The following is a 23,670-nucleotide window of genomic DNA, read 5'->3' on the forward strand; positions in this document are numbered from 1 at the left end:
GATAAAACCGTACGCGTACGCTAAACTTTATGTTAACCAAGAATTCGAAAGGAAACTGGCGTTCAGCAGTTGACCGGTGTGTCGGTCAGCGGCGGCACGTTTTGCGTGCTGAGCGTGGCAAGCGTGAAATCGCACATGCGCTTCACGAAAGCCTGCGGATCGCCGAAGGGGTAGAACGGAAAGGTGATCAGCAGCGAGATCGTGCCGTGGCCGACTGCCCACAGCATGGTGGCGATGGCGCGCGGGTCGCCCTGCAATTTGCCGGCGGCCACGCAGGCCTCGACCCTGCTGATCAGCACCTTCATCGCCGGGTTGCCCTTTTCCATGTCCTCGTAGCTCCTGCCTTCCGGCAGCTTCGTCTTCTCGGTCATGAACACGGTGCGGTATTCGTTGGGATTGCCGAGCCCGAAGGCGGCATATTCGGTCATGACAGCCTGCAACGCCTCGATCGGATCGTCGGATGGGTGCTCCTCGATGCGGCGGGCTAGCGTCTCGAACGCATCCTCGGCGAGTGCGAACAGGATGTCCTGCTTGTCGGCGAAATAGGAATAGACCGACATCGGTGCGTAGCCGACCCGCTTGGCCAGCTTGCGGATGGTCAGGCCTTCATAGCCTTCCTCCTGAACGAGCTTGTGCGCGGCCTCGACCAGTTCGGAGCGCAGTTCGGCCTTTTGTTTCTCGCGGCGTGTCTGGACACTCGGCGGCAAAGATCGGTGCCTTTGTTCGGGTTGGTGCTGGCCAAATTATATACGCTGTACGAAAACGGACAAGGGTGTGACAGGTTCCCAAACGGCAACATGCCTCAGCTCGCGCCGAGGCTCGATATCCGAGAGCATCAGTAGCGCGTCTTCAGCGGCAAAAGCGGCAAAGCCTTTCGCGACGCCCCGGCCAAGCCCGCCGGCGGCATCCGCGACCGGCATTGTTGCTGCGTCGAAGCGGCCATCGTCACGCCTCCTTGTCGATCAGTCGGGCAGCGAGATGCGAAAGCAGTTTCACCGCCTCGCCATAGGTTCTCGCCTTTTCGGGATTGGAGGCGTTGCCGTCCAGCGCCCGTTTGAAGACGCCCTGACAGATTGCCGCCAGCCGGAAGAAGGAAAAGGCGAGGAAGAACGTCCAGTTGCCGATACCACTGAGCCCGCGCCGCCGGCAGTAGCTGGCGACGTAATCCTCCTCGGAAGGCAGGTCGAGTGCGGCACGATCGATACCGCCCAGGCCGCGAAAACCTGAGGCGTGAGGCAGGCGCCATTGCATGCACTGATAGGCGATATCGGCAAAGGGATGGCCTGATGTCGACAGTTCCCAATCGAGCACCGCCACAACTCGAGGCCGATCGGAAGCGAAGATCAGATTGTCCAGCCGGTAGTCGCCATGCACCAGCGAAACGCGGCCGTCATCTTCGGGCATGTGCGTTTCCAGCCAGGCAGTCAGTCGGTCCATATCGGCCACCGTGGCAGTCTCCGAGGCACGGTACTGGCTGGACCAGCGCGCCAGCTGGCGCTCGAAGTAGTTGCCCGGCCGGCCGAAATCGCCGAGACCCACGGCCCCGACGTCGACATCATGCAGCGCGGCGAGGGTGTTGTTCATGGCATCGTAGATGGCGGCGCGTTCATCGTTATCGCCAGCCTCCGGCAGCGCCGGATCCCAGAAAATGCGGCCGTCGACGAAATCCATGACGTAGAACATACGTCCGATCGGCGAGTCCTCCGACGAGAGATGCAGCATCTCCGGCACGGGCACGGCGGTGCCGGCAAGCGCCTTCATCACCCTGAATTCGCGGTCGAGCTGATGCGCCGATTTCAGCAGCTGGCCCGGCGGCTTGGCACGCAGCACGTAACGGCCGCTTGCCGCCGTCAGCAGATAGGTCGGGTTCGATTGGCCGGATTTGAATTTTTCGATTGCGGCAAGCCCGGAAAAGCCCGGTATGTTCGCCTCGAGATAAGGCGCGAGCGCCGCCTGGTCGAGGACGTTCGTATCGCTCATGCCGTCTCGGGCTGGCGTTCGATCAAGGTCAGCGTCAACCAGCGTGCCGTCAGCGCCGGTTTCTTCGAGCCTTCGATCTCGATCGTCACGTCATGCGCCGTCTGCACCCAGCCCGACGGTCTGACCTTCACGTCGGCCAGCACGAAACGTGTGCGAATGCGCGCGCCGGTCTTCACCGGCGCCAGGAAGCGCAGCGAATCGAAGCCGTGGTTGACGCCCATCTTGCTGTTTTCCAGCGGCGGCATGGTCTCGAAGGTCATCGCCGACAATAGCGACAGCGACAGGAAACCGTGTGCAATGGTGCCGCCGAACGGCGTCTCGCGCATGGCCCGCTCCGGATCGCAGTGGATGAACTGGTGGTCGTCGGTGGCGTCGGCGAACTGGTCGATCATGCGTTGCGTGACCACCCGCCACGGCGACACGCCAACCTCCTTGCCGACATTGGCTAGAAGCACATCGAGACTGATCGGTTCCACGCTCACGTCCTCCAGTTCACCTCCGGCTTCTGTGGCCGGAAAATGTTATTCCTTGAACAGCGTCAGCCCATGCTGCACCGACTGTCCGCCGTCGATCGGCAGGACGGCGCCTGTGACGTAGCTTCCTGCACGGCTGCACAGATAGAGCGTTGCGCCAGCAATGTCATCCGGTGCGCCGATACGGCCGATCGGAACATGGTTTCCGACATGTCTGGCCTGCTCTTCCGTGCCGGTGGCAAACGCTGTCATCCGGCTCTGAAAGGGGCCGGGGGCGAAAGCGTTGACGGTGATGCGGCGAGAGGCGAACTCAAGCGCCAGGGTGCGTGTCAGATGGTGAACCGCGGCCTTCGAAGCCGTGTAGGAATAGGCGTCGTCGGCCAGCGGTTGCGTGCCCATCACCGAACCGAGATTGATGACCCTGGCTGGATCGGCATCGCTGGCGGCGGCATCGAGCAGCGGCAGCAATTCACGGGTCAGATGGAAAACCGCGGTGACGTTGACGCCGAACACTTTCGCCCATGCCGAATAGGGAAAGCTTTCGAGCGGCGCGCCCCAGGAAACGCCGGCATTGTTGACCAGGATGTTGAGCCTGTCGGTCCGCGCCTTGACCTCGGCGACGAGTGCGGCAATGCCGGCCTCGCTGGAGACATCACCGGCAAACCCTTCGGCGCGGCCGGGTGCGCCAAGTCCATTCAGTTCGGCGGCGACCTTGATGCAGTCTTCGCCCTTGCGCGAAGCGATCATCACGCCGGCGCCGGCCTGCACCAGCGCCGTCGCCGCCATGCGGCCGATGCCGGTTGCAGCACCCGTCACCAACGCGGTCTTGCCGGCCACCGAAAACAACTCGTCCAGATAGCTCATCACAGTCCTCCGCGCTCGGCATGCGGGCAAACAGTTCGCGTTGACAAGGCTATCCGAAGTACAGTCATCCTTGCCACCGACAAAATGCCTGGCATCCATAAAGGGTTAGCGACCGATGACGGACATGAATCTCGGCATGACCGAGCGGCTGAAGCCGATCCACGTGCGTGTCGCGGCCATGGTGCGCGACGAGATCATGCCGCTCGACAGGGAATTTCTCGGCGAAGTGGGCAAGGAAGGCGACCGCTGGGTTTATACGGCGCGCCAGAGCGAGATCCTCGAAGGGCTCAAGAAGACCGCAAGAGAGCGCGGCCTGTGGAATTTCTGGCTGACCGGATCGGAACGCGGCTACGGCCTTTCCACCGTCGAATACGCCTATCTGGCCGAGGAGATGGGCAAGGCGCATCTCGGTGCCGAGACCTTCAACTGCTCGGCGCCCGACACCGGCAATATGGAGGTGCTGGAACGCTACGGCTCGGCCGATCACAAGAAGGCGTGGCTCGAACCGCTGCTCGACGGCAAGATCCGCTCGGCCTATCTGATGACCGAGCCGGATGTCGCCTCGTCCGACGCCACCAACATCTCCATGAGCTGCGAGCGGCAGGGCGACGATTATGTGCTCAACGGCGAGAAATGGTGGGCGTCCGGCGCCGGCGATCCGCGCTGCGCCATCTACATCGTCATGGTCCGGACCGGCGGTGACAGCGAACCGCGGCACCGCCGCCATTCGATGATCCTGGTGCCATCGGGCACAAAAGGCGTGACCAAGGTCCGGGCCATGCAGGTTTATGGCGACGATGACGCGCCGCATGGCCATATGCATCTTCGCTTCGACAATGTGCGGATTAGGGCGTCGAACCTGATCCTGGGCGAGGGCAGGGGATTCGAGATCGCACAAGGACGGCTCGGCCCCGGCCGCATCCATCACTGCATGCGCGCCATCGGCCAGGCCGAGATGGCGCTGGAAATGCTGTGCCAGCGTTCCGTGCGCCGCGAGGCCTTCGGCCAGCCTCTGGCAAAGCTCGGCGCCAATTTCGACATCATCGCGGAATGCCGCATGGAGATCGAGATGGCCCGCCTGCTCTGCCTCAAGGCGGCATGGATGATCGATCAGGGCGACGCGCGGGCCGCCGCCCCCTGGATCAGCCAGATCAAGGTGGTAGCGCCCCGCGTCGCGCTCAAGGTCACCGACGAGGCGGTGCAGATGTTCGGCGCGCAAGGCATCAGCCAGGACACGCCGCTGGCGCGGTCGTGGACGCATCTGCGGACATTGCGCCTTGCCGACGGGCCTGACGCCGTTCATCGTCGGCAGGTGGCGCGGACGGAGCTGAAGAAATACTCGCAGGAAAAGGTCTGAGCGCCGGTATCATCTTCCGGCGACCGCTTGCCGAGGCCATGGCGCGGAACTGGCCCAACGGCAAGGTGTTCATCCAGCCTTGGCCCAATCCGAAAGACGCGAGAAACTTGGACATGAGCCGGAAGAATGTCCGGTATCCGGATCGTCGGCCTCTATTCCCATCTTGCGACCCCCTATGCCACGCCGCTTTGTCCGTGATATGTCGCCGCCATCGAATTCCGGACGACGTGGGCAAGCGCCTGATCCGGGCGGGTGTAGGGTGATTTGATGACGATATCCAAGCCGGTCTTCGACCGTTTGGGGTTCAGCCTGTGGATCGGAGCGTTCCTGGTCGTTCTTGTCCTGGTCCTGTGGTCACCCCATACGCGCACGGTATGGAAGGCCTATATAGACGGCAGCGAGGCGCTTCTGGCCGGTCTGCCACTCTACGACACCCAATCCGAGATGGGGTATCTTTACGCGCCAGCCTTTGCCTCGCTGTATATTCCAATAGCCAAACTCGGTCCGCAGCTGGGCGGCGTGGTTTGGCACAGCCTTGGCTTTGCGGTGCTGACCTATGCCGCGATGCGACAGGTGCGCAAGCTCGGCGGCGGCGAATTGACGTGGCTGCTTTCTTTCGGTCTTTTCCTCGCCTTGCCAATGGCAGCGGGGGCGATCCGCAACGGCCAGGCGACGATCCTCTTGACCGGCGCTTGTTGGCTTCTCACCCTGTCGGCGCTGGAGGGACGGCGGGTGGAGACGTTCTTCTGGGCTTCGCTTGCCGTCATCGCCAAGCCGACCGCGATCATCATGCTGTTGTTGGTAGGAGCCCTTCGGCTCCGGTTGATACCGGTGCTGGGGCTGGCCGTACTGTTCGTCCTCGCCCTACCTTACGCTTTCGCTCCTCCCGGCTATCTCAACGATCAGTATCGTGTCTTCGCCAGGATGCTGACCTCGATGGCCGTCGAGAACACCAGCCATTTCGTGCCGACTGATTTCACGGCGCCGTTCACCAGGATAGGGCTGCCCATTCCGGAATTCGGCGCCACGATCATGCGCATCGTCATGGCCCTGTTTACGCTTTCGGCGGTCATCTGGTTCGACCGCAAGCTGGAACGCGGACCGGCGGGGCTGGCGATCTTCCTGACGGCCACTTTCTACATGTGCGTCTTCAACCCGCGCGTCGAGCCCAACACCTATGCAATGATCGCGGTACCCGCCGGTCTCGCCATCGCGCTGTTGTGGCGCGAAGAACGCGGTGGCGTTCTGGCCTCGGTGTTGTCGACGGTGCTGTTCGCGACCGGACTGACCGGCATCGATCGCCATGTGCACGACTTGCTCTACCCCTGGTTCCGGCCGATCGCGGTTACGTTCATCGCGGGTTCGCTGATCTGGTGGTTCTGGGCCACGGCGCGGGTAAAGGTGGTGAATGCAGGGATCGCAAATGACTGAATTGCGGCCGACACTCGATATCGTCGCGCCATTCTTGAACGAGGCGCAATCGGCATCGGCCTTCGCACGCCTGCTCGGCGAACTCGAAGCGGCCGTGGCACAGCGGTTCGGCATGACCGTGCACAAGATCCTGGTCGATGACGGCAGCCGTGACGATGGCGCCCAACGGTTTTCGCAGGCGCTGACGGGGTCGTGGGAGATCGTCCGCCTTAGCCGCAATTTCGGCAAGGAGGTCGCGGTGCTAGCCGGCCTCGATCGGTCGCGCGGCGACATGGTGCTGATCATGGACGCCGACCTCCAGCATTCCCTGAACATCAGCCTGAAGCTGATCGCCGAGCTGGTGGAACATCCTGATGTCGATGTCGTCTATGCACAAAACGACCGGCGCGAGGCGAGCTGGCGGCGCAGCCAGCTGGCGCGGCTTTTCTACAGCCTGATCAACAGCAGTCAGCGTTTCGACATTCCTGAGAATGCCGGCGACTTCCGCGTCATGCGCGGCGCCGTGGCGCGTGCGCTGACCAGCCTGCGCGACAAGCGTCGCTTCAACAAGGGCCTGTTTGCCTGGGCGGGCTTCCGCCAGAAGGCGTTGCCCTATTCGCCGGAGAGCCGGGCCAGCGGCACGTCGAAATGGAGCCGGCTCAACCTGATCGCCTTCTCGCTGGAAGGCTTCACCTCATTTTCCGTCATTCCGCTGCGCCTGATCAGCCTCAGCGGGCTGCTCGCGGCACTTGCGGGCGCGGTTTACGGGGCCAAGGTGCTCTTCGAGGTGATCTTCTACGGCATTGCCGTTCCGGGTTATCCCAGCCTGCTGGTCGCCGTCGTCCTGCTCGGCGGCCTCAATCTGACGCTGCTTGGCCTGATCGGCGAATATGTCTGGGTCACGCTCAGCGAAAGCAAGGATCGGCCGGTCTATCTCGTGCGCGATGTCGTTCGCAGTGAGGTCTCCGCCGACAGATCGGTGGCAGGCGCTCTCGACACATGACGCGGCGCATCCGCCTGATCGCCGACGACTATGGCCTGGCGCCCGGCGTCTCCGATGGGATTCTCGATCTGCTCGATCGCGGCCGCCTGACCGGCACCAGCTGTATGTCCGGCTTTCCGGAATGGCCAAAGGAGGCGGCGCGCATAAAACCTCTTTGCGGCCATGTCGCGGTCGGGCTGCATCTCACCTTGACCGACCAGCCTGCCATCACCGGCAGGTCGAGCCTGGCGCCGGAAGGTCGGCTGCCGCCACTCCGCACGCTGGCCTTGCCGATCCTACGCGGCCGCGTCAATGATCGCGATGTTCATGCCGAGCTCGACGCCCAATACAGCCGCTTCGTCGAAGCACTCGGGCGCCGCCCCGATTTCATCGACGGGCACCAGCATGTGCATTTCCTTCCCGTCGTGCGCAAATGGCTGCGCGCGCGTCTTGGCGAAGAAAGCGACAAGCCGGCGCTACGCGGCGCCCCGGCTCTGACTGCGGCGCCGAAAGTCGCCGCGATCGCCGCGCTCGCCTCCGGCTTCAACCGGTCGATGCGGCGCGCCGGCTTTACCGTTTTCGAGCCGCTCGCCGGCATCTATGACTGGCGCCAACCCGAAAAATTCGCTTCCGTGCTGCAGGCCGCCGTCGAGGCGTTGCCGGAACATGGGCTGTTCATGTGTCACCCCGGCCATGTCGACGCGACCCTGCGCGCGCGCGACCCGATGCAAGGCGTGCGCGAGGTCGAATTCGCGACCCTGGCATCGGATGCGTTCGGCGCCAGCCTGGCCCGCGCCGGTGTCGCAATCATGGGTGGCAAGGGATGAGCGACGCCGAGCGGCCCCCGCGTTCGACCGGCAACAAGATCGTCCGCTTTGCCATTGTCGGACTCGCCAACACAGCGATTGACCTTGCCAGCTTCTCCCTGCTGCTCAAGCTGCAGATGCCGCCGCTGCCCGCCAACATCGGTGCCTGGTTTGTCGCCGTCATATTTTCGTTCGCGGCGAACGGCTTCTGGTCGTTCGAGCGCAATCGAGCCATCCGGCTGCATGATGCGTTCCTTCGCTTCGCCTCGCTTGGGGGTCTGATTTCGCTCGGCGTCTCCAGCCTTTCGATCGCGCTGTTCGCAACGACCGTTGGAGTTTGGCCGGCAAAGATTTCCGGTGTCGTCATCGCCGCGGTGCTTAATTTCCTCGCCGCGCGCTGGTCGATCGAAGGCCGGTTGCTGAAATAGCGGCGAAAGCCGCTTCTCAGTTTTCCCGGAATGTCTCTACTCGGCCGGCTCCGCATTGGTGTAGACGGCTTCCTCGAGCTCGCGCTTCAGCCGGGCCTCCTCATGGGTCTTCGGGGTGACGAAGCGGCCAAGCAGGAGATAGGCGACCGGCGTCAGGAACAGCGTCGAGACGGTGGCAAGCCCCAGTCCGCCGACGATGACCCAGCCGAGCGCGACGCGCGCCTCGGCACCTGCGCCGCTCGCCAGCACCAGCGGCAAGCCGCCGAGTACGGTGCAGATCATCGTCATCATCACCGGCCGCACGCGGATGATCGAGGCCTGCTCGATCGCCTCACGCACGCCAAGCCCGCGGTCGCGCAGCTGGTTGGCGAATTCGACGATCAGGATGCCGTTCTTGGCCATGACACCGACCAGCAAGACCAGGCCGATCTGGCTGTAGGCGTTGAGGCTGGTACCCGAGAAGAGCAGCGCGAAAATGGCGCAGGCAAGACCGAGCGGTACCGTCGCCATGATGATGACGGCGCTGACGAAGCTTTCGAACTGGGCGGCCAGCACCAAAAGGATGATGACCAGCGCGAAGCCGAAGATGGTGACCATGGCGCTGTTGGTCTCGCCCAGCGTCGCCGCCTCGGCCAGCGGCAGGATGCGGCTGCCGGGCGGCAACAGCGGCGTGGCGATCTCCTCGGCGCGGGTCAGCGCGGCGCCGAGCGCGAAGTCGCCGCCAAGGTTGGATGTGATGGCCACCGAAGGCTGCTGCTGTTCGCGCGACAGCGATGGCGGCACGGCACGCTCGGTCAGCGTGGCGATGGTCGACATCGGCACGAAGCGTCCGTCGGCCGTTTTCAGGAAAATGTTTTCCAGGTCGGTCGGGTCGTTGATCGGATTTGTCGTCGAGACCAGCTTCACACCATAGCTGCGATCGGCGATGTAGACGTCGACGACGTCGTTGCCGTCGAGCATGGCCTGCAAGGTGTTGGCCAGTCCAGTGATGTCGATGCCGAGGTCGGAGGCGCGCTCGCGGTCGATCGCGACGGCGAGTTGCGGCTGCGTCGGGTCGATCGACAGGCGCGGCGTCTGGAAGCGCGGATCCTTCTGCATCTCGGCGATGATCTTCACCGCTGCGTCACCGAGCGCCTTGCGGTCGTTGCCGACCAGCGCGAACTGCAGGCCGTTGCCGGCGCCGCGGATGCCGAGGCTGTTGGGCTGCACCGGGAAGATGCGCACGCTCGGCACCTGTTTGGTCAATCGGCTGATCTCGGCCATGATCTCCTGTTGGCTGCGGCTGCGCTCGTTCCACGGCGCCAGCGTCATCACCATGAAGCCGGAATTGTAGGAGCCGTTCTGGCCGGCATTCTCGAACGTGCTGCGGATCTCGCCTGAATCGCGCATTGGCTGGATCAGTTTCTCGATCTTCTGCATCTGCTGTGTCGTGTAGTCGAGGCTGACGCCCTGCGGGGCGCTGATACGCAGCAGCACGGCGGCGCGATCCTCGGTCGGCGTCAATTCCTGGCGAATGGTGCCGAACAGCGTGAAGGCGATGCCGGCAAACAGCACCGCGACCAGAAGCACGATCCACGGTGCATCGAGGCAGGCGTGCAGGCTGCGCTTGTAGGCAGTATTGAGCACGCCGCCGATGCGGGCGCCGACGCCGTGACCGCCTTCGTGGTGGAGGGATGCACTGGTCAGCATGCGCGAAGCGAGCATCGGGCACAGCGTCAGCGCGACCACGCAGGACAGAAGCACCGACATGGCAAGCACGAAGCCGAATTCGCGAAACAGGCCGCCGGTCTGGCCGGGCAGGAACGAGATCGGCACGAAGACGGCGACCAGCGTCAAAGTGGTGGCAATGACGGCGAAAAACACCTCCTGCGCGCCGAGCACGGCGGCGGCGCGCGGCCCCATGCCTTCGTTGCGCCGTCGCACGATGTTTTCGAGCACGACGATGGCATCGTCGACGACCAGTCCGGTCGCCAGCACCAGGGCGAGCAGGGTCAGGATGTTGACCGAGAAGCCGGCCAGATAAATCGCGGCGATGGTGCCGATCATGGCGACCGGCATCGACAGCCCTGGGATCAGCGTTGCGCGCCAGTCGAGCAGGAAGACATAGATGACGAGCAGCACAATGGTCACCGACAGGCCAAGCGCGATCTCGACCTCGTGCACCGCGCCCTTGACGAAGACCGCGTCATCGCTGGTGATCTTGATCGACATGCCCTTGGGCAGGTTTTGCTGCAATTTGGCGACGGCGGCCTGGACGCCGGTCGAGATGTCCAGCGTGTTCGATTCCGCCTGGCGGATGATGCCGACGCCAATGCCGGTCTTGCCGTCCGAACGTAGCGTGGTTTGGCCGACATCGGGGCCGAGCGTGACGGTGGCGACGTCGCGGATGCGTGTCGTGCCGCCGATAATGATGTTTTCGAACTCTTCCGGCGTGGTCACGTCGGCCGTCGTGCGGACGATCAGGTCCTGGTTGGTCGTGGTGATCGAACCGGCCGGCGAATCGAAGGCGACCGAGGCAAGCGCCGTCCTGAGGTCGGCAACCGTGAAGCCGAGGCTGGCCAGCTTGTTCTGGTTGACGTCGATGCGGAAGATCTTGTCGCGGTCGCCATAGACCTGGACATCGGCAACGCCGGGCACGGCGGCCAGTTCGTCCTCGATCTGGTCCTGGACCACCACCGTCATGTCCTGGATCGACATGTTGTCCGAGGTCACCGCCAATCGCATCACCGGTTCGGAATTGGCGTCGGCCTTGACGATGCGCGGCGGGTCGGCGGTGTCCGGCATCTGGTTGGCGACGCGGCCGACGGCATCACGCACGTCCGAGGCGGCAACGTCGAGATCGACACCGTCGTTGAACTCGATGGTGACGCGGCTCGAACCGAATGAGGAAGAAGACGAGATCGACTTGACGCCGGAGACGCGGGCGACGGCGCCCTCGATCGTGTCGGTCAATTCGCGATCGACGGTTTCTGCCGCCGCCCCTTCAAAGGCGGTGGAAACAGTAACGACCGCGCGATCGACGTCAGGTAGTTCACGGATCTCGACGCCATAGAAGGCGGCAAGGCCAGCAACGGCAATGAGGGTGTTCAGAACGAAGGCCATCACCGGCCTGCGGATGAACAGCGCAGTGAAGCCGGTATCGCTGGCTGCGTTGATGGTTCCGGTCATGAGCCCTCGGCCGCCTCCACGGCACGCTGCTCTTCGCCGGCAAGGCGGACGGTGCCGCCCTCGCTGACGCTCTGGGTGCCTTCGGTGACCACCATGTCGCCGCTGTCGATCTCGGCGTCGATCAGCACGGTCTCGGTGTTGCGCTGGATGATGCGCACGGGGACTCGCCTGGCTTTGCCGTCCTCGATCTGCCAGACATAGGCGCCGTCCGAACCCCACAGGATCGCCAGCGGGCTGACGGCCGGATAGGTCTGTCCCGGGAATTTCATGCTGATGCCGAACGACATGCCGGCGCGCAGGGAATCGGCCGGATTGGCGATCTTGGCCTTGACCAGAAGGGTGCGGCTCTTCTCATCGATGTGATTGTCTATGGCCGAAACCGTTCCGGTATAGGCATTGCTGGGATTGGCGATCGGCGTCGCCGTCAATTGCGCGCCGACCTTGACGGCGGCGGCGAAACGCTCCGGCACCAGGAAATCGACCAGAATGCTGGAGCGGTCGTCGAGCGTGGCGATCGCCGACTGGTTGGTCACGTAATTGCCGGCGGAGATCGGCAGGATGCCGACAGTGCCGGCAATGGGTGCCAGAATCGATCGCCGCTGCAACGCAAGTTCCGCGTCCTGAAGCGCCAGCTTGGCGCCGGCCAAAACCACTTCGGCGTCGGCCACGGCAACCGGTGTCGCGGCGTTGGAAGCACGCAATGACTTGACGCGGTCGAGCTTGGCCTGCGCGTCCTGCAAGGCGAGCTTGGCGCGGTCCTGGGCGATCGTTTCGGTCTCGGAGTCGAGTGTCGCGATGATCTGTCCCTTGTCGACATGGCTGCCGGATTCGACCAGCAACTCGGCGAGGCGGCCGGAACTGTAGGGATTGACGGTCACGGAGGCGTTGGCACGACCGGTGCCGATTGCCTGCAGGCGATCGTTGATAACGGCCGACGTGGCCGCCAGGGCCACCACGTTCACCCGCTGGTTGCCACCTTCGCGGCCGATTGCCTGCTTCGCGTTGGCGGCGCCGCTTTCAGCCGGGGACGTTGCCGCATAAGCCCAGTCAATGCCCCAGCGTGCCAGCACGTCGTGAGCGCCCGGATAAAAGCGCAGCCAGGCGGATGCTGCCACCACCAGCACCACAAGCGCGAAAAATATCTGTTTCCAGGCGGCCATCGGCACTCCGGTTGGCAAAGCAATCCTTCCGTCTACCGGGTTTCCCGAAATGAAGCAGACGCAGCGAGGCTATTATAAGGCAAGAAGCCACCCCGATATCGCGTTTTTATGACAAGTCTCCAAGGCCGCGCACATTAAATATATGTAACATTTGAGAAAACATGCGTAACCTTTGGGGTCGTCGTTACATGCACTAACGCAGACTTTCCATCTCGCGAATGCGCTTGGCGCCCTCTGCTTCCAGTTGCCTGGTGACAGCGCCGATCAGCATTTCCGCAACGACGAAGAGGGCAGCGGAGGAATCCCACGCCGACGGCACGGCCGTTCGTCCAGCGATGACATGGCGGGCGAAACGCGCGATCGGCGACAGCCACTGGTCGGTGAACAGCACGATCTGCACGCCGCGCTGATGCGCCTTCTCGGCGAAGCGAGCGAGGCTGTCCTGGTAGCGCCTGATGTCGAAGATCACCAGCACATCGCGTTTGCCCATGTCGATCAGCCTGTCGCGCCACATGCTTTCCTGGCCGGCAAGGTGAAAGACATCGGGTTGAACGACGGCGAGGTGGGCGGCCATATAGCGCGCCAGCGGATCGGTGAAGCGGCCGCCGATCAGGAATGTCTTGCCGCGCCGGTCGACGAGCCGGGCGGCGATGTCGGCAAGCTGCCCGTCGGACAGGTGCCTGAACGTCTCGCGCATATTGTCGAGCGTCGCTTCCAGCATTGGTGACACCGTGCCGCCGCCGGGCGAGGGCGGGTTGAGCGTCCTCGTCGCCGGAGACTGCAATTGCGCCGCCAGTTCGTCCTGCAGGCTCGACTGGAATTCCGGATAGTTCTGGAAGCCGAGCCGGGCAACGAAACGCAGGATCGTCGGCGAAGAGACACCGGCCGTGGCCGAGAATTCGGCAACCGTCTTCAAGCCGATCATCGGGTAACTGGCGATCAGCGTCTGGGCCGCGCGCCGTTCTCCGGCCGGCATCGTGCCGATGCGGTCGGCAATCAGTTCGGCAATACTGGAAATCATCTTTTCCCCACCCTTGGAGCGGGATGGTAAACCATTCCGCTCCGTCTGTTTGTCTTGGTCCCATTTCTGCGACGCCAAGTGATTCTACCTGGCTGCAAAACGCTTCGGCCTGGTCGAAGGTCTTTTCCGAAATCGCATTTGACAAAGTCGCCCAAACTGTATGAAATCATCCATAGGGACGCAATGACACAAAATACGTAACATACGATACAGCGTCCCCGGGGACAGCAGACTATGGAGAAAGCACGGCCCGCCAGCCTTGCAGCGTCTGATACCGTGAGGGTGACGAACCCCGGCGGATCGAGCCCTTTTGTGCTGACTTGCGATCACGCCTCGAACTTCCTTCCCGCTGAATTCGGCACGCTCGGCCTTGCCGCCGAGGACCTGTCGCGCCACATCGCCTGGGATCCCGGCGCGCTGCCGGTTGCCCGCCGCATGGCGGAGGCGCTCGATGCCACCCTGATCGAAACCCGTATCTCGCGTCTCGTCATCGACTGCAACCGGCCGCTCGACGCGCCCGACCTCATAATGAGTGTCAGTGTCAGCGAGAAAACCGTCGTTCCAGCGAACCAGGGACTCTCCGCCGACGAGCGGGAGGCGCGTGTAGCGCTCGCATGGCGCCCGTTCCATGGCACTATCGAGAAGACCATCGAGGATCGGTTGGCGTCGGGCCGAGAGACGCGACTGGTGTCGATCCATTCTTTCACCCCGATCTTCAAGGGTAAGAATCGGCCCTGGCATATCGGCATCATCCATGACGAAGACCGCCGGTTGGCGGCGCCGCTGATATCGGCGCTGAAGCGGCTTGCCGGCGTCACCGTCGGCGTCAACGAGCCCTATTCGCCGGCCGACCGCGTCTATTTCACGCTGGAACGCCACGCGCGCTCGCGCGGCTTGCCTTGCGCGATGATCGAAATCCGCAATGATGAAATTTCCGGCGAGACCGGGCAGCGGAAATGGGGGGATCTGCTCACGGGCATTTTTTCGGATCTGGAGCCGGAGGAGGCAGGACAGACCAGATCGCATTCAGTCGGCCAGATCGCATTCAGTCGGAAAGTCAGTTCAATCGGCTAGCCAGAGCGAGATGAGATTGACGCATCTCGCTCGGAAACAACAGGGGACTTCCAATGATAGCACCGGGTTACACAGACATTGACAAGAAGGAGGACCTCAAGGTTCTCCACGGTATGGGCTATGCCCAGGAATTGTCGCGAAGCATGAGCCGCTTCTCGAATTTCGCGATCTCGTTCTCGATCATCTGCATCCTTTCGGGTGGCATCAATTCCTTTGCACAAGCCACTGGGTCGATCGGCGGCGCCGCGGCGGGCATCGGCTGGATCGTCGGCTGTTGTGTTTCGGCCTGCTTTGCCCTTGCGATGGCGCAGATTGCCTCGGCATTTCCGACCGCTGGCGGCCTCTATCACTGGTCTTCGATCCTCGGAAACCGCTTCACCGGCTGGCTGACCGCCTGGCTCAATTTGCTCGGCCTGATCACCGTGCTGGGGGCGATCAATATCGGCACCGCATTCTTCTTTGTCGGAACGTTCGGAAGCTGGTTTGGCATCACCGGAACGCCTGGCGAGATCGTCGGGTTCGTTACCTTCATCACGGTGCTGCAGGCGGTGTTCAACCATTTTGGCATCAGGCTCACGGCCATGCTGACGGATGCTTCGGGCTTCCTCATCCTGGGTGCGACGGCAGTACTGATCGTGGCTTGCCTGGTGTTTGCGCCCGCGATCGATATCACGCGGTTGTGGACATTCACCAACTATTCGGGCGACGCCGGTGGCGGTGTCTTCCCGCAGTCCGACTCCATGAGCTACCTGTTCCTGCTCTGCCTGCTTCTGCCAGTCTACACCATCACCGGCTACGACGCGTCAGCGCATACCTCCGAAGAAACAGAGAAAGCAGCACACTCGGTGCCGCAGGCGATCGTTTCGTCCGTGCTCTGGTCTTCGCTAATCGGTTGGGTGATGCTGTGCGCAATCGTTCTGGCAATCCCCGACCTGGCCGCCGGCGCCAAGCAGGGCTGGAACGTGTTCTTCGCCACCATGGACGCGATCATGCCCGTCTGGCTGAAGACGTTGCTGTATCTCGCAATCCTGATCTCGCAGTTCCTGTGCGGTCTGGCCACGGTGACCTCGGCTTCGCGCATGTTGTTTGCCTTCTCGCGTGATGGTGGCATGCCGTTTGGTTCCGCGTCGCTTGCCAAAGTCAGCCCGACCTGGCGCACGCCGGTCAACGCGATCTGGACCGCTGCGGTGCTTGAGATCATCTATGTCTTTCTTGCGCAGTTCATTTCGATCGGCGGCACCAACATCTACACCATCGTCGTCAATTCGACGCTGGTGTTCCTGTTCCTGTCATTCATCATTCCGATCGTGCTCGGCATGATGACTTTCGGAACGGCGAAATGGCCGAATCCGGGCCCGTGGAACCTCGGCGCCGGGCTGTTCAAGCTGTTTTGCGTCCTGTCGGTTGTCGGCATGGCGATCATCTTCTACATCGCCATCCAGCCGCCGAACGACAAGGTGCTATACATCACCATTGGCTTCATTGGGCTGACCGCCGTGCTTTGGTTCGGTTTCGAGAACCGCCGCTTCCAGGGTCCACCGATCGGCGACCAGATTGCCAAGCGCAAGGCTGCCATCGCGGCCGCCGAACTGGCCGTCGGCGAAACCGGCTACTGACATCAACCATCATGGCCATGGCCGGCGTTTTTGCCGGCCATGGTTTCGTTAGCCCCTTTCAATCGTCAAGCGCTGGAGTGCCAAAGGAATGGCCGGAAATTTCTCGTTCGATCAATTGAAGAAAGCGGTCTCCAGCGGCGAGATCGACACGGTGCTGGCCTGCATCGTTGACATGCAGGGCCGACTGGCGGGCAAACGGTTCCTGGCGCAATACTTCGTCGATTCCGCGCACGACGAAACGCATGGCTGCAACTATCTGCTGGCCGCCGACATCGATATGGAGCCCGTGCCCGGCTACAAGGCGGCGAGCTGGTCGAAAGGGTATGGCGACTTCGTTATGAAGCCGGATCTGGCCACGCTTCGGCGCATTCCCTGGCTGGAAAAGACCGCACTTGTGATCTGCGACGTGCTCGACCACCACACGCATGACGACCTGCCGCACTCGCCGCGCGCCATCCTCAAGAAGCAGGTCAAGCGGCTGACGGAGCGCGGCTATATCGGCTATTTCGCTTCAGAGCTGGAATTCTACCTGTTCAACGAGACCTACGATTCCGCCCGCAAGAAGCATTGGCAGGGCCTCGACACGGCATCGCCCTATATCGGCGATTACCAGATCGGCATCACCACCAAGGAAGAAGGCGTCATGCGCCGGCTTCGCAACGAGATGGAAGCGGCCGGCATCCCGATCGAGAATTCCAAGGGTGAATGGGGTCCCGGCCAGGAAGAGATCAATGTGCGCTACGCCGAGGCGCTCGACATGGCCGACCGCCACGTCATCCTGAAGAACGGCGCCAAGGAAATCGCCGAGTCCGAGGGCAAGGCAATTTCGTTCATGTCCAAATACAATTACGGGCTCGCCGGCAATTCCAGCCACATCCACAATTCGCTGTGGAGCGCCGACGGCAAGACGCCGTTGTTCTTCGACAAAAATGCGGAGTGGACGCTGTCGACGCTCGGCCAGCAATGGGCGGCGGGCCAACTCAAATACGCCAACGAATTCACTTGGTTCCTGGCGCCTTACGTCAACTCCTACAAGCGCTTCCAGGCCGGAACCTTCGCGCCGACCAAGATCATGTGGAGCGAGGACAACCGCACCGCCGGTTTCCGGCTGTGCGGCGAGGGCACCAAGGGCATCCGCATGGAGTGCCGCATCGGCGGCGCCGACCTCAACCCCTATCTCGCCTTCGCGGCGCTGATCGCGGCCGGTCTTGCCGGCATCGACGAGAAGCTGGAACTGCAAAAGCCGTTTGTCGGCGATGCCTATCAGGCATCTCGCCTGCCGGAGATCCCGAAGACGCTGCGCGATGCCACCGAGACGCTGACGAACTCGATGATGCTGAAGGAGGCGCTCGGCGAGGACGTGCTTGAACACTATGTCCATACCGCCAAGTGGGAGCAGTTCGAATACGACCGCCGGATTACGGATTGGGAACTGCATAGAGGGTTCGAGCGGTACTAAGTGCCGTTTGTCGGCGCCGCCCCTCACTCTTATCCTCTCCCGTGTAGAGCGGGGAGAGGGGCCGCAAGCGCTGGGCCACGTCCTTCTCCCCGTCACAATCGGGAAAAGGGGGCCGGCAGGCGGATGAGGGGCAGCGCCAGACCACAAGATTTTCGTTACAGAATGCGAGGACTTACAAAATGACCGAAACGGTCAAACTCATATCCCCCGTCGATGGCTCGATCTATGCCGAGAGGCCCGTGGCAACGGACCAGGCGATCAACGCCGCGGTCGAGCGCGCCAAAGCGGCGCAGGAGAAGTGGGCTGAGACACCGATCGTCGAGCGCGGCAAGTACATGCTGGCGATGCTGGAAGCGCTGGTCGCGATGACCGACGAGATCGTGCCGGAGATTGCCTGGCAGATGGGGCGGCCTGTTCGCTATGGCGGCGAGTTCGGCGGCGTCAAGGAACGCACCAACTACATGGTCGAGATCGCCGAGGCGGCGCTCAAGTCCGTGCCGGCCTCTAACCCGAAGGATGGCTTCCGCCGCTATGTGAAGAAGGATCCGCTCGGCGTGGTCATGGTGATCGCGCCGTGGAATTATCCTTACCTCACCGCCGTCAACACCATCGTGCCGGCGCTGATGGCCGGCAACACCGTCATCCTCAAGCATGCGGCGCAGACGCTGCTGGTTGGCGAGCGCTTTCAGCAGGCCTTCGAGAAGGCCGGTCTGCCGAAGGGTGTGTTCCAGAATATCGTGCTCAACCACGCCCAGACCGAGAAGCTGCTCGGCTCGGGCAAGATCGACCATGTCAATTTCACCGGTTCGGTCGCCGGCGGCCGCGCCATTGAAAGAGCGGCGGCGGGCACCTTCATGACGCTCGGCCTAGAGCTTGGCGGCAAGGATCCGGCCTATGTGCTGCCCGATGCCAAGATGGACCATGCGGTCGCCAATCTGGTCGACGGCGCCTTCTACAATTCCGGCCAGTGCTGCTGTGGCATCGAGCGCGTCTATGTGCACGAGAAAGTCTATGACGAGTTTGTCGAAGGTTTCATCGCCGAGACGAAGAACTATGTCGTCGGCAATCCGCTCGACCAGGCGACGACGATGGGGCCGATGGCGCAGGCGCGCTTCGCCGACCTGATCCGTGAGCAGAAGGCCGAGGCGCTGCGCAAAGGCGCGGTGGCGCACATCAACATGAAGGTGGCGAACGACAAAGCCGGTTCGCCCTATCTGGCGCCGGAAGTGCTGACCAATGTCGACCATCAGATGAGCGTCATGCGCGAGGAGAGCTTTGGCCCGATCGTCGGCATCATGAAGGTGCGCAACGACGAAGAGGCGATCGCGTTGATGAACGACAGCCCCTACGGGCTGACCGCCTCGATCTGGACGCGCGATACCGAGCATGCGGTGGCGATCGGCAACCGCGTCGAGACCGGCACGGTGTTCATGAACCGCTGCGACTACCTCGACCCGGCGCTGGTCTGGACCGGCGTCAAGGATACCGGCAAGGGCGCCGGCTTATCCGCCATCGGCTACGACAATCTGACGAGGCCGAAGTCATTCCATCTGCGCGAAGCCATCTGATTTATTGAAAGACAAAAATGTCCAAGCTGATCTCCAAATGGAACTACCCCACCACCGTCCGCTTCGGCGCCGGGCGCATCAAGGAATTGCCTGAGGTGCTGGCGGCTACCGGCATCAAGCGGCCGCTGTTCGTCACCGATCCAGGCCTGGCGAAACTGCCGGTCGTCGCCTCGACGCTGAAGATCCTTGACGACGCCAAGGTCCCCTACGGCGTCTTCTCGGAGGTCAGGCCGAACCCGGTCGAATCCAATCTGACCGCCGGCATCGCCGTGTTCAAGAAGGGCAAGCATGACGGCGTCATCGCCTTCGGCGGTGGTTCGGCGCTCGATCTCGGCAAGCTCATCGCCTTCCAGGCCGGGCAGACGCGGCCGGTGTGGGACTTCGAGGATGTCGACGACTGGTGGACGCGCGCCAATTCGGAGGCCATCGCGCCGATCATCGCCGTGCCGACCACCGCGGGCACCGGATCGGAAGTCGGCCGCGCCGGCGTCATCACCAACGAGGCGACCCACACCAAGAAGGTCATCTTCCATCCCAAATTGCTGCCGGCCATCGTCATCGCCGATCCGGAACTGTCGGTCGGCATGCCCGGCTTCATCACCGCCGGCACCGGCATGGATGCGCTTGCCCATTGTCTCGAAGCCTTTTGCGCGCCGGGCTATCATCCGATGGCCGATGGCATCGCTGTCGAAGGTGTGAGGCTGGTTTTCGAGAACCTGCCGAAGGCTTTTGCCAACGGCAAGGATCTCGTCGCGCGCGCCCATATGATGAGCGCAGCCGCGATGGGCGCCACCGCCTTCCAGAAGGGGCTTGGCGCCATCCATTCGCTGTCGCATCCAGTCGGCGCGCTCTACGACACTCATCATGGCATGACCAACGCGGTGTTCATGCCCTATGTGCTGGCCTTCAATCGTGATCCCATCGAGGAGCGTATCGGCCGGCTCGCCGCCTATTGCGGCATCAAGGGCGGCTTCGACGGCTTCGCCAAGGCAGTCATCAAGCTGCGCAAGGAATTGAAGGTGCCGCACGCGCTGCCGGGCCTGATCAAAGGGCTAGGCATGGACAAGAAGCGCAAGGCGCTGATCGCCGACATGGCCGTGGTCGATCCGACCGCCGGCGGCAACCCGGTCAAGCTGACCAAGAAGGCGGCGCTGACCTTGCTCGATAACGCCATCGCCGGCACGGTCTGAGGCGTTTTCCGCGCCGCGAAGTGATCTGAAAAGGGGCTGAAAAACAAGGGGGAGGATGACGGGCAAGGCACAAAATAGTTAGCCGGAAAAAGAATCGCGAAGCGATTGCTACAGCCGGTTAAAAAGAGTTTACTTTTCGCACTGCGAGCAGCCGGTTTCATAAAGCTTTCATCTGGCTGTCACATGAAAACGATACCGCATCGCAGGCGTCCAACGGCGTCAGTTCAACGGAGAGAACACATGTTGAAATTCACGGGGAAAGTGCTTTCCCTTTCGGCCGCGACCCTGATGGTGTCGTCGGTGATTTCGTCCGCGGCTTCGCTGGACGATCTCGTCAAGGCCGCCAAGGCGGAAGGCCAACTCACCACCATCGCCTTGCCGCATGATTGGTGCGGCTACGGTGCCGTCATCGATGGCTTCAAGGCCAAGTATCCTGGGATCACCGTCAACGAACTCAACCCCGATGCCGGGTCCGGCGACGAGGTCGAGGCGATCAAGGCCAACAAGGACAACAAGGGGCCGCAGGCGCCCGACGTCATCGACGTCGGCTTGTCGTTCGGCCCGTCGGCCAAGAAGGATGGCCTGATCCAGGCTTACAAGGTGTCGACCTGGGACTCGATCCCAGACAGCGCCAAGGACGCCGAAGGGTTCTGGACCGGCGACTACTACGGCGTGCTGTCCTTCCAGGTGAACAAGGATCTGGTCAAGGAATCGCCGAAGGACTGGGCCGACCTGCTGAAGCCGGAATTCGCCAACTCGGTCGCTTTGGCCGGTGATCCGCGCGCGTCGAACCAGGCCATCCAGGCGGTATATGCTGCTGGCCTGTCGTCGGGTGCGGCTGCTGGCGAGGCCGCCGGCACCGCTGGCCTCGACTTCTTCAAGAAGCTCAACGCCGCCGGCAATTTCGTGCCGGTCATCGGCAAGGCCGCCACGCTCGCCCAGGGTCAGACTCCGATCCTCGTCACCTGGGACTACAACGCGCTCGCCGGCCGTGACACGCTGAAGGGCAACCCGCCCGTCGACGTCGTCGTGCCGAAGACCGGTGTCGTCGCCGGCGTCTACGTGCAGGCGATCAGCGCTTTCGCGCCGCACCCGAACGCAGCCAAGCTCTGGCTGGAATACCTCTATTCCGACGAAGGCCAGATCGCCTGGCTGAAGGGCTATTGCCACCCGATCCGCTTCAACGATCTTGCCAAGAACAACAAGATCCCGGCGGACGTGCTGGCCAAGCTGCCGCCGGCTGAGTCCTATGCGGCCGCGGCGTTCCCGACGCTCGACGAGCAGGGCAAGGCGAAGGAAGCCATCACCAAGAACTGGGATGCCGTTGTCGGCGCCAACGTCAAGTAAGTTACGCCATGCCGGGCGGCCTCTGGGTCGCCCGGTCTTTCTCTCGAAGACGGTAGCCGGCGCATGACCGATATCTCAATGTCCGACCACGCTGTTACCGGCAAGACTGCGCCTCCCGCCGAAGCACGCAGCGTGCGGCTGCCCACGCAATGGCTTGGTGTCGCGCCGTTCTTCATCTTCGCCATCATGTTCCTGATCCTGCCGACGCTGTATCTGATGCTAGGCGCGTTCCAGAATGAGGCGGGTGAATTCACCTTCGAAAATATTGCCGCACTGGCGCAGCCTTCGATCGTTGCCGCCTACTGGATTTCGATCAAGGTCAGCCTCGCCTCATCGCTGATCGGCGCCTTCGCAGGTCTCGCCATCGCCATCGCCATTGTGCGCGGCGGCCTGCCGGAGTGGATACGCTCGGCGACGCTGACCTTTTCCGGGGTCGCTTCCAATTTTGCCGGCGTGCCGCTGGCCTTCGCCTTCCTCGCCACGCTCGGCCGGCTCGGCCTTGCGACGGTGATCCTGAACACCCTGTTCGGTCTCAACATCTATGCGCATGGCTTCAACATCCTGTCATTCTGGGGACTGACTCTGACTTATGTCTACTTCCAGATTCCGCTAATGGTGGTGATCATCGTACCGGCAATCGATGGTCTGAAGAAGGAATGGGGCGAGGCCGCCGCAACGCTTGGGGCGACCATGGCGCAATACTGGCGCATGGTTGTCATCCCGGTGATCTGGCCGAGCTTTCTCGGCACCGTCATCCTTTTGTTCGCCAACGCATTCGGCGCGATAGCCACCGCCTATGCGTTGACTGGCTCGTCGCTCAACATCGTGCCGATCCTGCTCTATGCGCAGATCCGCGGTGACGTGCTGCACAATGCCCATCTGGGCTATGCCATAGCTTTCGGCATGATCTTCATTACCGGCCTGGCCAATGTCTTCTACATCTGGTTCCGGACCCGTTCCGAGAGGTGGCTGAAATGAAGTCGGGAAAGTTCTGGGCCTGGGTCGTTTTCGCCCTGGGCGCGGCCTATTTCTTCATTCCGCTGATCGCGACCGTGGAGTTCTCCATGCGCATGCGGCGTGGCGAGTACTCCTTCGACGCCTACAAGGTCGTGCTCGGCGATGCGCGCTTCCAGGCGACCTTCGGCTATTCGGTGCTCGCCGCCGTCTTCACCATCATTCTGGGTGTGCTCATCGTGGTGCCTGCTGCCTACTGGATCCGGCTTCGCTTGCCGCAGTTGCGGCCGATCGTCGAGTTCATCACGCTGCTGCCGCTGGTCATCCCGGCCATCGTCATCGTCTTCGGCTACATCAGAATGTACGGGTCGAATTCGCCGCTGCCGTTCCTGGCGACCGATACAGGCACCAATGCCTTGCTGGTCATCGGCTATGCGACACTGGCGCTGCCTTATATGTATCGCGCCGTCGACACTGGGCTTCGCACCATCGACGTGCGTACCCTGACGGAAGCGGCACAGATCCTTGGTGCTGGTTGGGGGACGATCATCACCCGTGTCATCCTGCCCAACGTGCTGATCGCGGTGCTGTCGGGCGCCTTCCTGACCTTCGCCATCGTCATTGGCGAGTTCACCATGGCGAGCCTGCTCAATCGGCCGGCTTTCGGCCCCTATCTGCAGAATATCGGCGCCAACCGAGCCTATGAGCCGGCAGCGCTCGCCATTATCGCCTTCGCCATTACCTGGGGCTGCATGTCGCTGATCCAGATCCTGTCCCGCTTCGCGCCGAGATCGGCGAACCGTCCGAACTGAA

At 62.5% G+C, this 23,670-nt stretch carries 20 protein-coding genes; 13 read left to right on the plus strand and 7 right to left on the minus strand.

The window, feature by feature from the left end; translation table 11 throughout:
• Positions 1–62 precede the first annotated feature (62 nt).
• The 4 genes from NKJ01_RS00685 to NKJ01_RS00700 all read right to left on the minus strand — a co-directional run bounded on the left by NKJ01_RS00685 (position 63) and on the right by NKJ01_RS00700 (position 3,317).
• Positions 63–707 (minus strand): TetR/AcrR family transcriptional regulator, encoded by a 645-nt coding sequence (locus NKJ01_RS00685; protein WP_352725216.1) that lies wholly within the window; start codon positions 705–707, stop codon positions 63–65.
• A gap of 238 nt (positions 708–945) precedes the next feature.
• Entirely contained in the window at positions 946–1,980 is a 1,035-nt protein-coding gene (locus NKJ01_RS00690) for a phosphotransferase family protein (protein ID WP_352725218.1), read from the minus strand.
• Entirely contained in the window at positions 1,977–2,462 is a 486-nt protein-coding gene (locus tag NKJ01_RS00695) for a MaoC family dehydratase (protein WP_263495443.1), read from the minus strand. Before NKJ01_RS00695 ends, NKJ01_RS00690 begins: the two co-directional genes overlap by 4 nt.
• Positions 2,463–2,501: 39 nt before the next feature.
• Entirely contained in the window at positions 2,502–3,317 is an 816-nt protein-coding gene (locus tag NKJ01_RS00700; RefSeq protein WP_352725220.1) for an SDR family oxidoreductase, read from the minus strand.
• Positions 3,318–3,432: 115 nt separating this feature from the next.
• Between NKJ01_RS00700 and NKJ01_RS00705 the strand changes: the two genes are divergently transcribed.
• The 5 genes from NKJ01_RS00705 (at position 3,433) to NKJ01_RS00725 (ending at position 8,300) form a co-directional block, all read left to right on the plus strand.
• Positions 3,433–4,674, plus strand: coding sequence for an acyl-CoA dehydrogenase family protein (locus NKJ01_RS00705; RefSeq protein WP_352725222.1), 1,242 nt, complete (start codon positions 3,433–3,435; stop codon positions 4,672–4,674).
• Positions 4,675–4,941: 267 nt separating this feature from the next.
• Entirely contained in the window at positions 4,942–6,105 is a 1,164-nt protein-coding gene (locus tag NKJ01_RS00710) for a glycosyltransferase family 87 protein (protein ID WP_352725224.1), read from the plus strand.
• Positions 6,098–7,087: a glycosyltransferase family 2 protein gene (locus NKJ01_RS00715; RefSeq protein WP_352725226.1), complete on the plus strand. Its 990-nt coding sequence runs from the start codon at positions 6,098–6,100 to the stop codon at positions 7,085–7,087. The genes NKJ01_RS00710 and NKJ01_RS00715 overlap by 8 nt, the downstream gene beginning before the upstream one ends.
• Positions 7,084–7,893 carry a ChbG/HpnK family deacetylase gene (locus NKJ01_RS00720; RefSeq protein WP_023759694.1) on the plus strand — a complete coding sequence of 270 codons (810 nt, stop codon included), beginning with the start codon at positions 7,084–7,086 and terminating at the stop codon, positions 7,891–7,893. Before NKJ01_RS00715 ends, NKJ01_RS00720 begins: the two co-directional genes overlap by 4 nt.
• The gene (locus NKJ01_RS00725; protein WP_023759695.1) at positions 7,890–8,300 is read left to right on the plus strand and encodes a GtrA family protein; all 411 of its coding nucleotides are present in this window, start codon (positions 7,890–7,892) and stop codon (positions 8,298–8,300) included. The genes NKJ01_RS00720 and NKJ01_RS00725 overlap by 4 nt, the downstream gene beginning before the upstream one ends.
• Before the next feature lie 36 nt (positions 8,301–8,336).
• On the opposite strand, the gene NKJ01_RS00730 is transcribed toward NKJ01_RS00725, so the two are convergent.
• The 3 genes from NKJ01_RS00730 to NKJ01_RS00740 form a co-directional block, all read right to left on the minus strand.
• Positions 8,337–11,468 (minus strand): efflux RND transporter permease subunit, encoded by a 3,132-nt coding sequence (locus tag NKJ01_RS00730; protein WP_352725229.1) that lies wholly within the window; start codon positions 11,466–11,468, stop codon positions 8,337–8,339.
• The gene (locus NKJ01_RS00735; protein ID WP_352725231.1) at positions 11,465–12,628 is read right to left on the minus strand and encodes an efflux RND transporter periplasmic adaptor subunit; all 1,164 of its coding nucleotides are present in this window, start codon (positions 12,626–12,628) and stop codon (positions 11,465–11,467) included. Before NKJ01_RS00735 ends, NKJ01_RS00730 begins: the two co-directional genes overlap by 4 nt.
• A gap of 193 nt (positions 12,629–12,821) precedes the next feature.
• A complete protein-coding gene (locus NKJ01_RS00740; protein WP_023759697.1) occupies positions 12,822–13,649 on the minus strand; it encodes a MurR/RpiR family transcriptional regulator in 828 nt (275 codons plus the stop codon).
• 234 nt (positions 13,650–13,883) lie between these two features.
• Here NKJ01_RS00740 and NKJ01_RS00745 point away from each other — a divergent pair, with 234 nt between their 5' ends.
• The 8 genes from NKJ01_RS00745 to NKJ01_RS00780 all read left to right on the plus strand — a co-directional run bounded on the left by NKJ01_RS00745 (position 13,884) and on the right by NKJ01_RS00780 (position 23,669).
• Positions 13,884–14,723, plus strand: a complete 840-nt coding sequence (locus NKJ01_RS00745; protein WP_352725233.1) for an N-formylglutamate amidohydrolase — start codon at positions 13,884–13,886, stop codon at positions 14,721–14,723.
• 53 nt (positions 14,724–14,776) lie between these two features.
• Positions 14,777–16,339 carry an amino acid permease gene (locus NKJ01_RS00750; RefSeq protein ID WP_352599565.1) on the plus strand — a complete coding sequence of 521 codons (1,563 nt, stop codon included), beginning with the start codon at positions 14,777–14,779 and terminating at the stop codon, positions 16,337–16,339.
• 88 nt (positions 16,340–16,427) lie between these two features.
• The gene (locus NKJ01_RS00755; protein WP_352725235.1) at positions 16,428–17,798 is read left to right on the plus strand and encodes a glutamine synthetase family protein; all 1,371 of its coding nucleotides are present in this window, start codon (positions 16,428–16,430) and stop codon (positions 17,796–17,798) included.
• A 179-nt stretch (positions 17,799–17,977) separates the two neighbouring features.
• On the plus strand, positions 17,978–19,366 hold the full coding sequence (locus NKJ01_RS00760; protein WP_352725237.1) for an aldehyde dehydrogenase family protein: 1,389 nt from the start codon (positions 17,978–17,980) through the stop codon (positions 19,364–19,366).
• Between the two features lie 17 nt (positions 19,367–19,383).
• Positions 19,384–20,556 carry an iron-containing alcohol dehydrogenase gene (locus NKJ01_RS00765; protein ID WP_352725239.1) on the plus strand — a complete coding sequence of 391 codons (1,173 nt, stop codon included), beginning with the start codon at positions 19,384–19,386 and terminating at the stop codon, positions 20,554–20,556.
• Between the two features lie 240 nt (positions 20,557–20,796).
• Entirely contained in the window at positions 20,797–21,903 is a 1,107-nt protein-coding gene (locus NKJ01_RS00770) for an ABC transporter substrate-binding protein (protein ID WP_352725241.1), read from the plus strand.
• 63 nt (positions 21,904–21,966) lie between these two features.
• Positions 21,967–22,881, plus strand: coding sequence for an ABC transporter permease (locus NKJ01_RS00775; protein WP_502905833.1), 915 nt, complete (start codon positions 21,967–21,969; stop codon positions 22,879–22,881).
• On the plus strand, positions 22,878–23,669 hold the full coding sequence (locus tag NKJ01_RS00780; RefSeq protein WP_136616681.1) for an ABC transporter permease: 792 nt from the start codon (positions 22,878–22,880) through the stop codon (positions 23,667–23,669). The genes NKJ01_RS00775 and NKJ01_RS00780 overlap by 4 nt, the downstream gene beginning before the upstream one ends.
• The last annotated feature ends 1 nt before the right edge of the window (position 23,670 follow it).

Source organism: Mesorhizobium sp. M0276 (assembly GCF_040321755.1).
Taxonomy (GTDB): Bacteria; Pseudomonadota; Alphaproteobacteria; order Rhizobiales; family Rhizobiaceae; genus Mesorhizobium.

Excerpts from the sequence above, each read along its gene's own strand:
- NKJ01_RS00745 (WP_352725233.1), top strand. The coding sequence starts at position 13,884 with ATGGAGAAAGCACGGCCCGCCAGCCTTGCAGCGTCTGATACCGTGAGG.
- NKJ01_RS00705 (WP_352725222.1), top strand. The coding sequence starts at position 3,433 with ATGACGGACATGAATCTCGGCATGACCGAGCGGCTGAAGCCGATCCAC.
- NKJ01_RS00770 (WP_352725241.1), top strand. The coding sequence starts at position 20,797 with ATGTTGAAATTCACGGGGAAAGTGCTTTCCCTTTCGGCCGCGACCCTG.
- NKJ01_RS00690 (WP_352725218.1), bottom strand. The coding sequence starts at position 1,980 with ATGAGCGATACGAACGTCCTCGACCAGGCGGCGCTCGCGCCTTATCTC.
- NKJ01_RS00780 (WP_136616681.1), top strand. The coding sequence starts at position 22,878 with ATGAAGTCGGGAAAGTTCTGGGCCTGGGTCGTTTTCGCCCTGGGCGCG.
- NKJ01_RS00740 (WP_023759697.1), bottom strand. The coding sequence starts at position 13,649 with ATGATTTCCAGTATTGCCGAACTGATTGCCGACCGCATCGGCACGATG.
- NKJ01_RS00730 (WP_352725229.1), bottom strand. The coding sequence starts at position 11,468 with ATGACCGGAACCATCAACGCAGCCAGCGATACCGGCTTCACTGCGCTG.
- NKJ01_RS00750 (WP_352599565.1), top strand. The coding sequence starts at position 14,777 with ATGATAGCACCGGGTTACACAGACATTGACAAGAAGGAGGACCTCAAG.
- NKJ01_RS00715 (WP_352725226.1), top strand. The coding sequence starts at position 6,098 with ATGACTGAATTGCGGCCGACACTCGATATCGTCGCGCCATTCTTGAAC.
- NKJ01_RS00775 (WP_502905833.1), top strand. The coding sequence starts at position 21,967 with ATGACCGATATCTCAATGTCCGACCACGCTGTTACCGGCAAGACTGCG.
- NKJ01_RS00725 (WP_023759695.1), top strand. The coding sequence starts at position 7,890 with ATGAGCGACGCCGAGCGGCCCCCGCGTTCGACCGGCAACAAGATCGTC.
- NKJ01_RS00735 (WP_352725231.1), bottom strand. The coding sequence starts at position 12,628 with ATGGCCGCCTGGAAACAGATATTTTTCGCGCTTGTGGTGCTGGTGGTG.
- NKJ01_RS00720 (WP_023759694.1), top strand. The coding sequence starts at position 7,084 with ATGACGCGGCGCATCCGCCTGATCGCCGACGACTATGGCCTGGCGCCC.
- NKJ01_RS00765 (WP_352725239.1), top strand. The coding sequence starts at position 19,384 with ATGTCCAAGCTGATCTCCAAATGGAACTACCCCACCACCGTCCGCTTC.
- NKJ01_RS00760 (WP_352725237.1), top strand. The coding sequence starts at position 17,978 with ATGACCGAAACGGTCAAACTCATATCCCCCGTCGATGGCTCGATCTAT.
- NKJ01_RS00710 (WP_352725224.1), top strand. The coding sequence starts at position 4,942 with ATGACGATATCCAAGCCGGTCTTCGACCGTTTGGGGTTCAGCCTGTGG.
- NKJ01_RS00700 (WP_352725220.1), bottom strand. The coding sequence starts at position 3,317 with ATGAGCTATCTGGACGAGTTGTTTTCGGTGGCCGGCAAGACCGCGTTG.
- NKJ01_RS00755 (WP_352725235.1), top strand. The coding sequence starts at position 16,428 with ATGGCCGGAAATTTCTCGTTCGATCAATTGAAGAAAGCGGTCTCCAGC.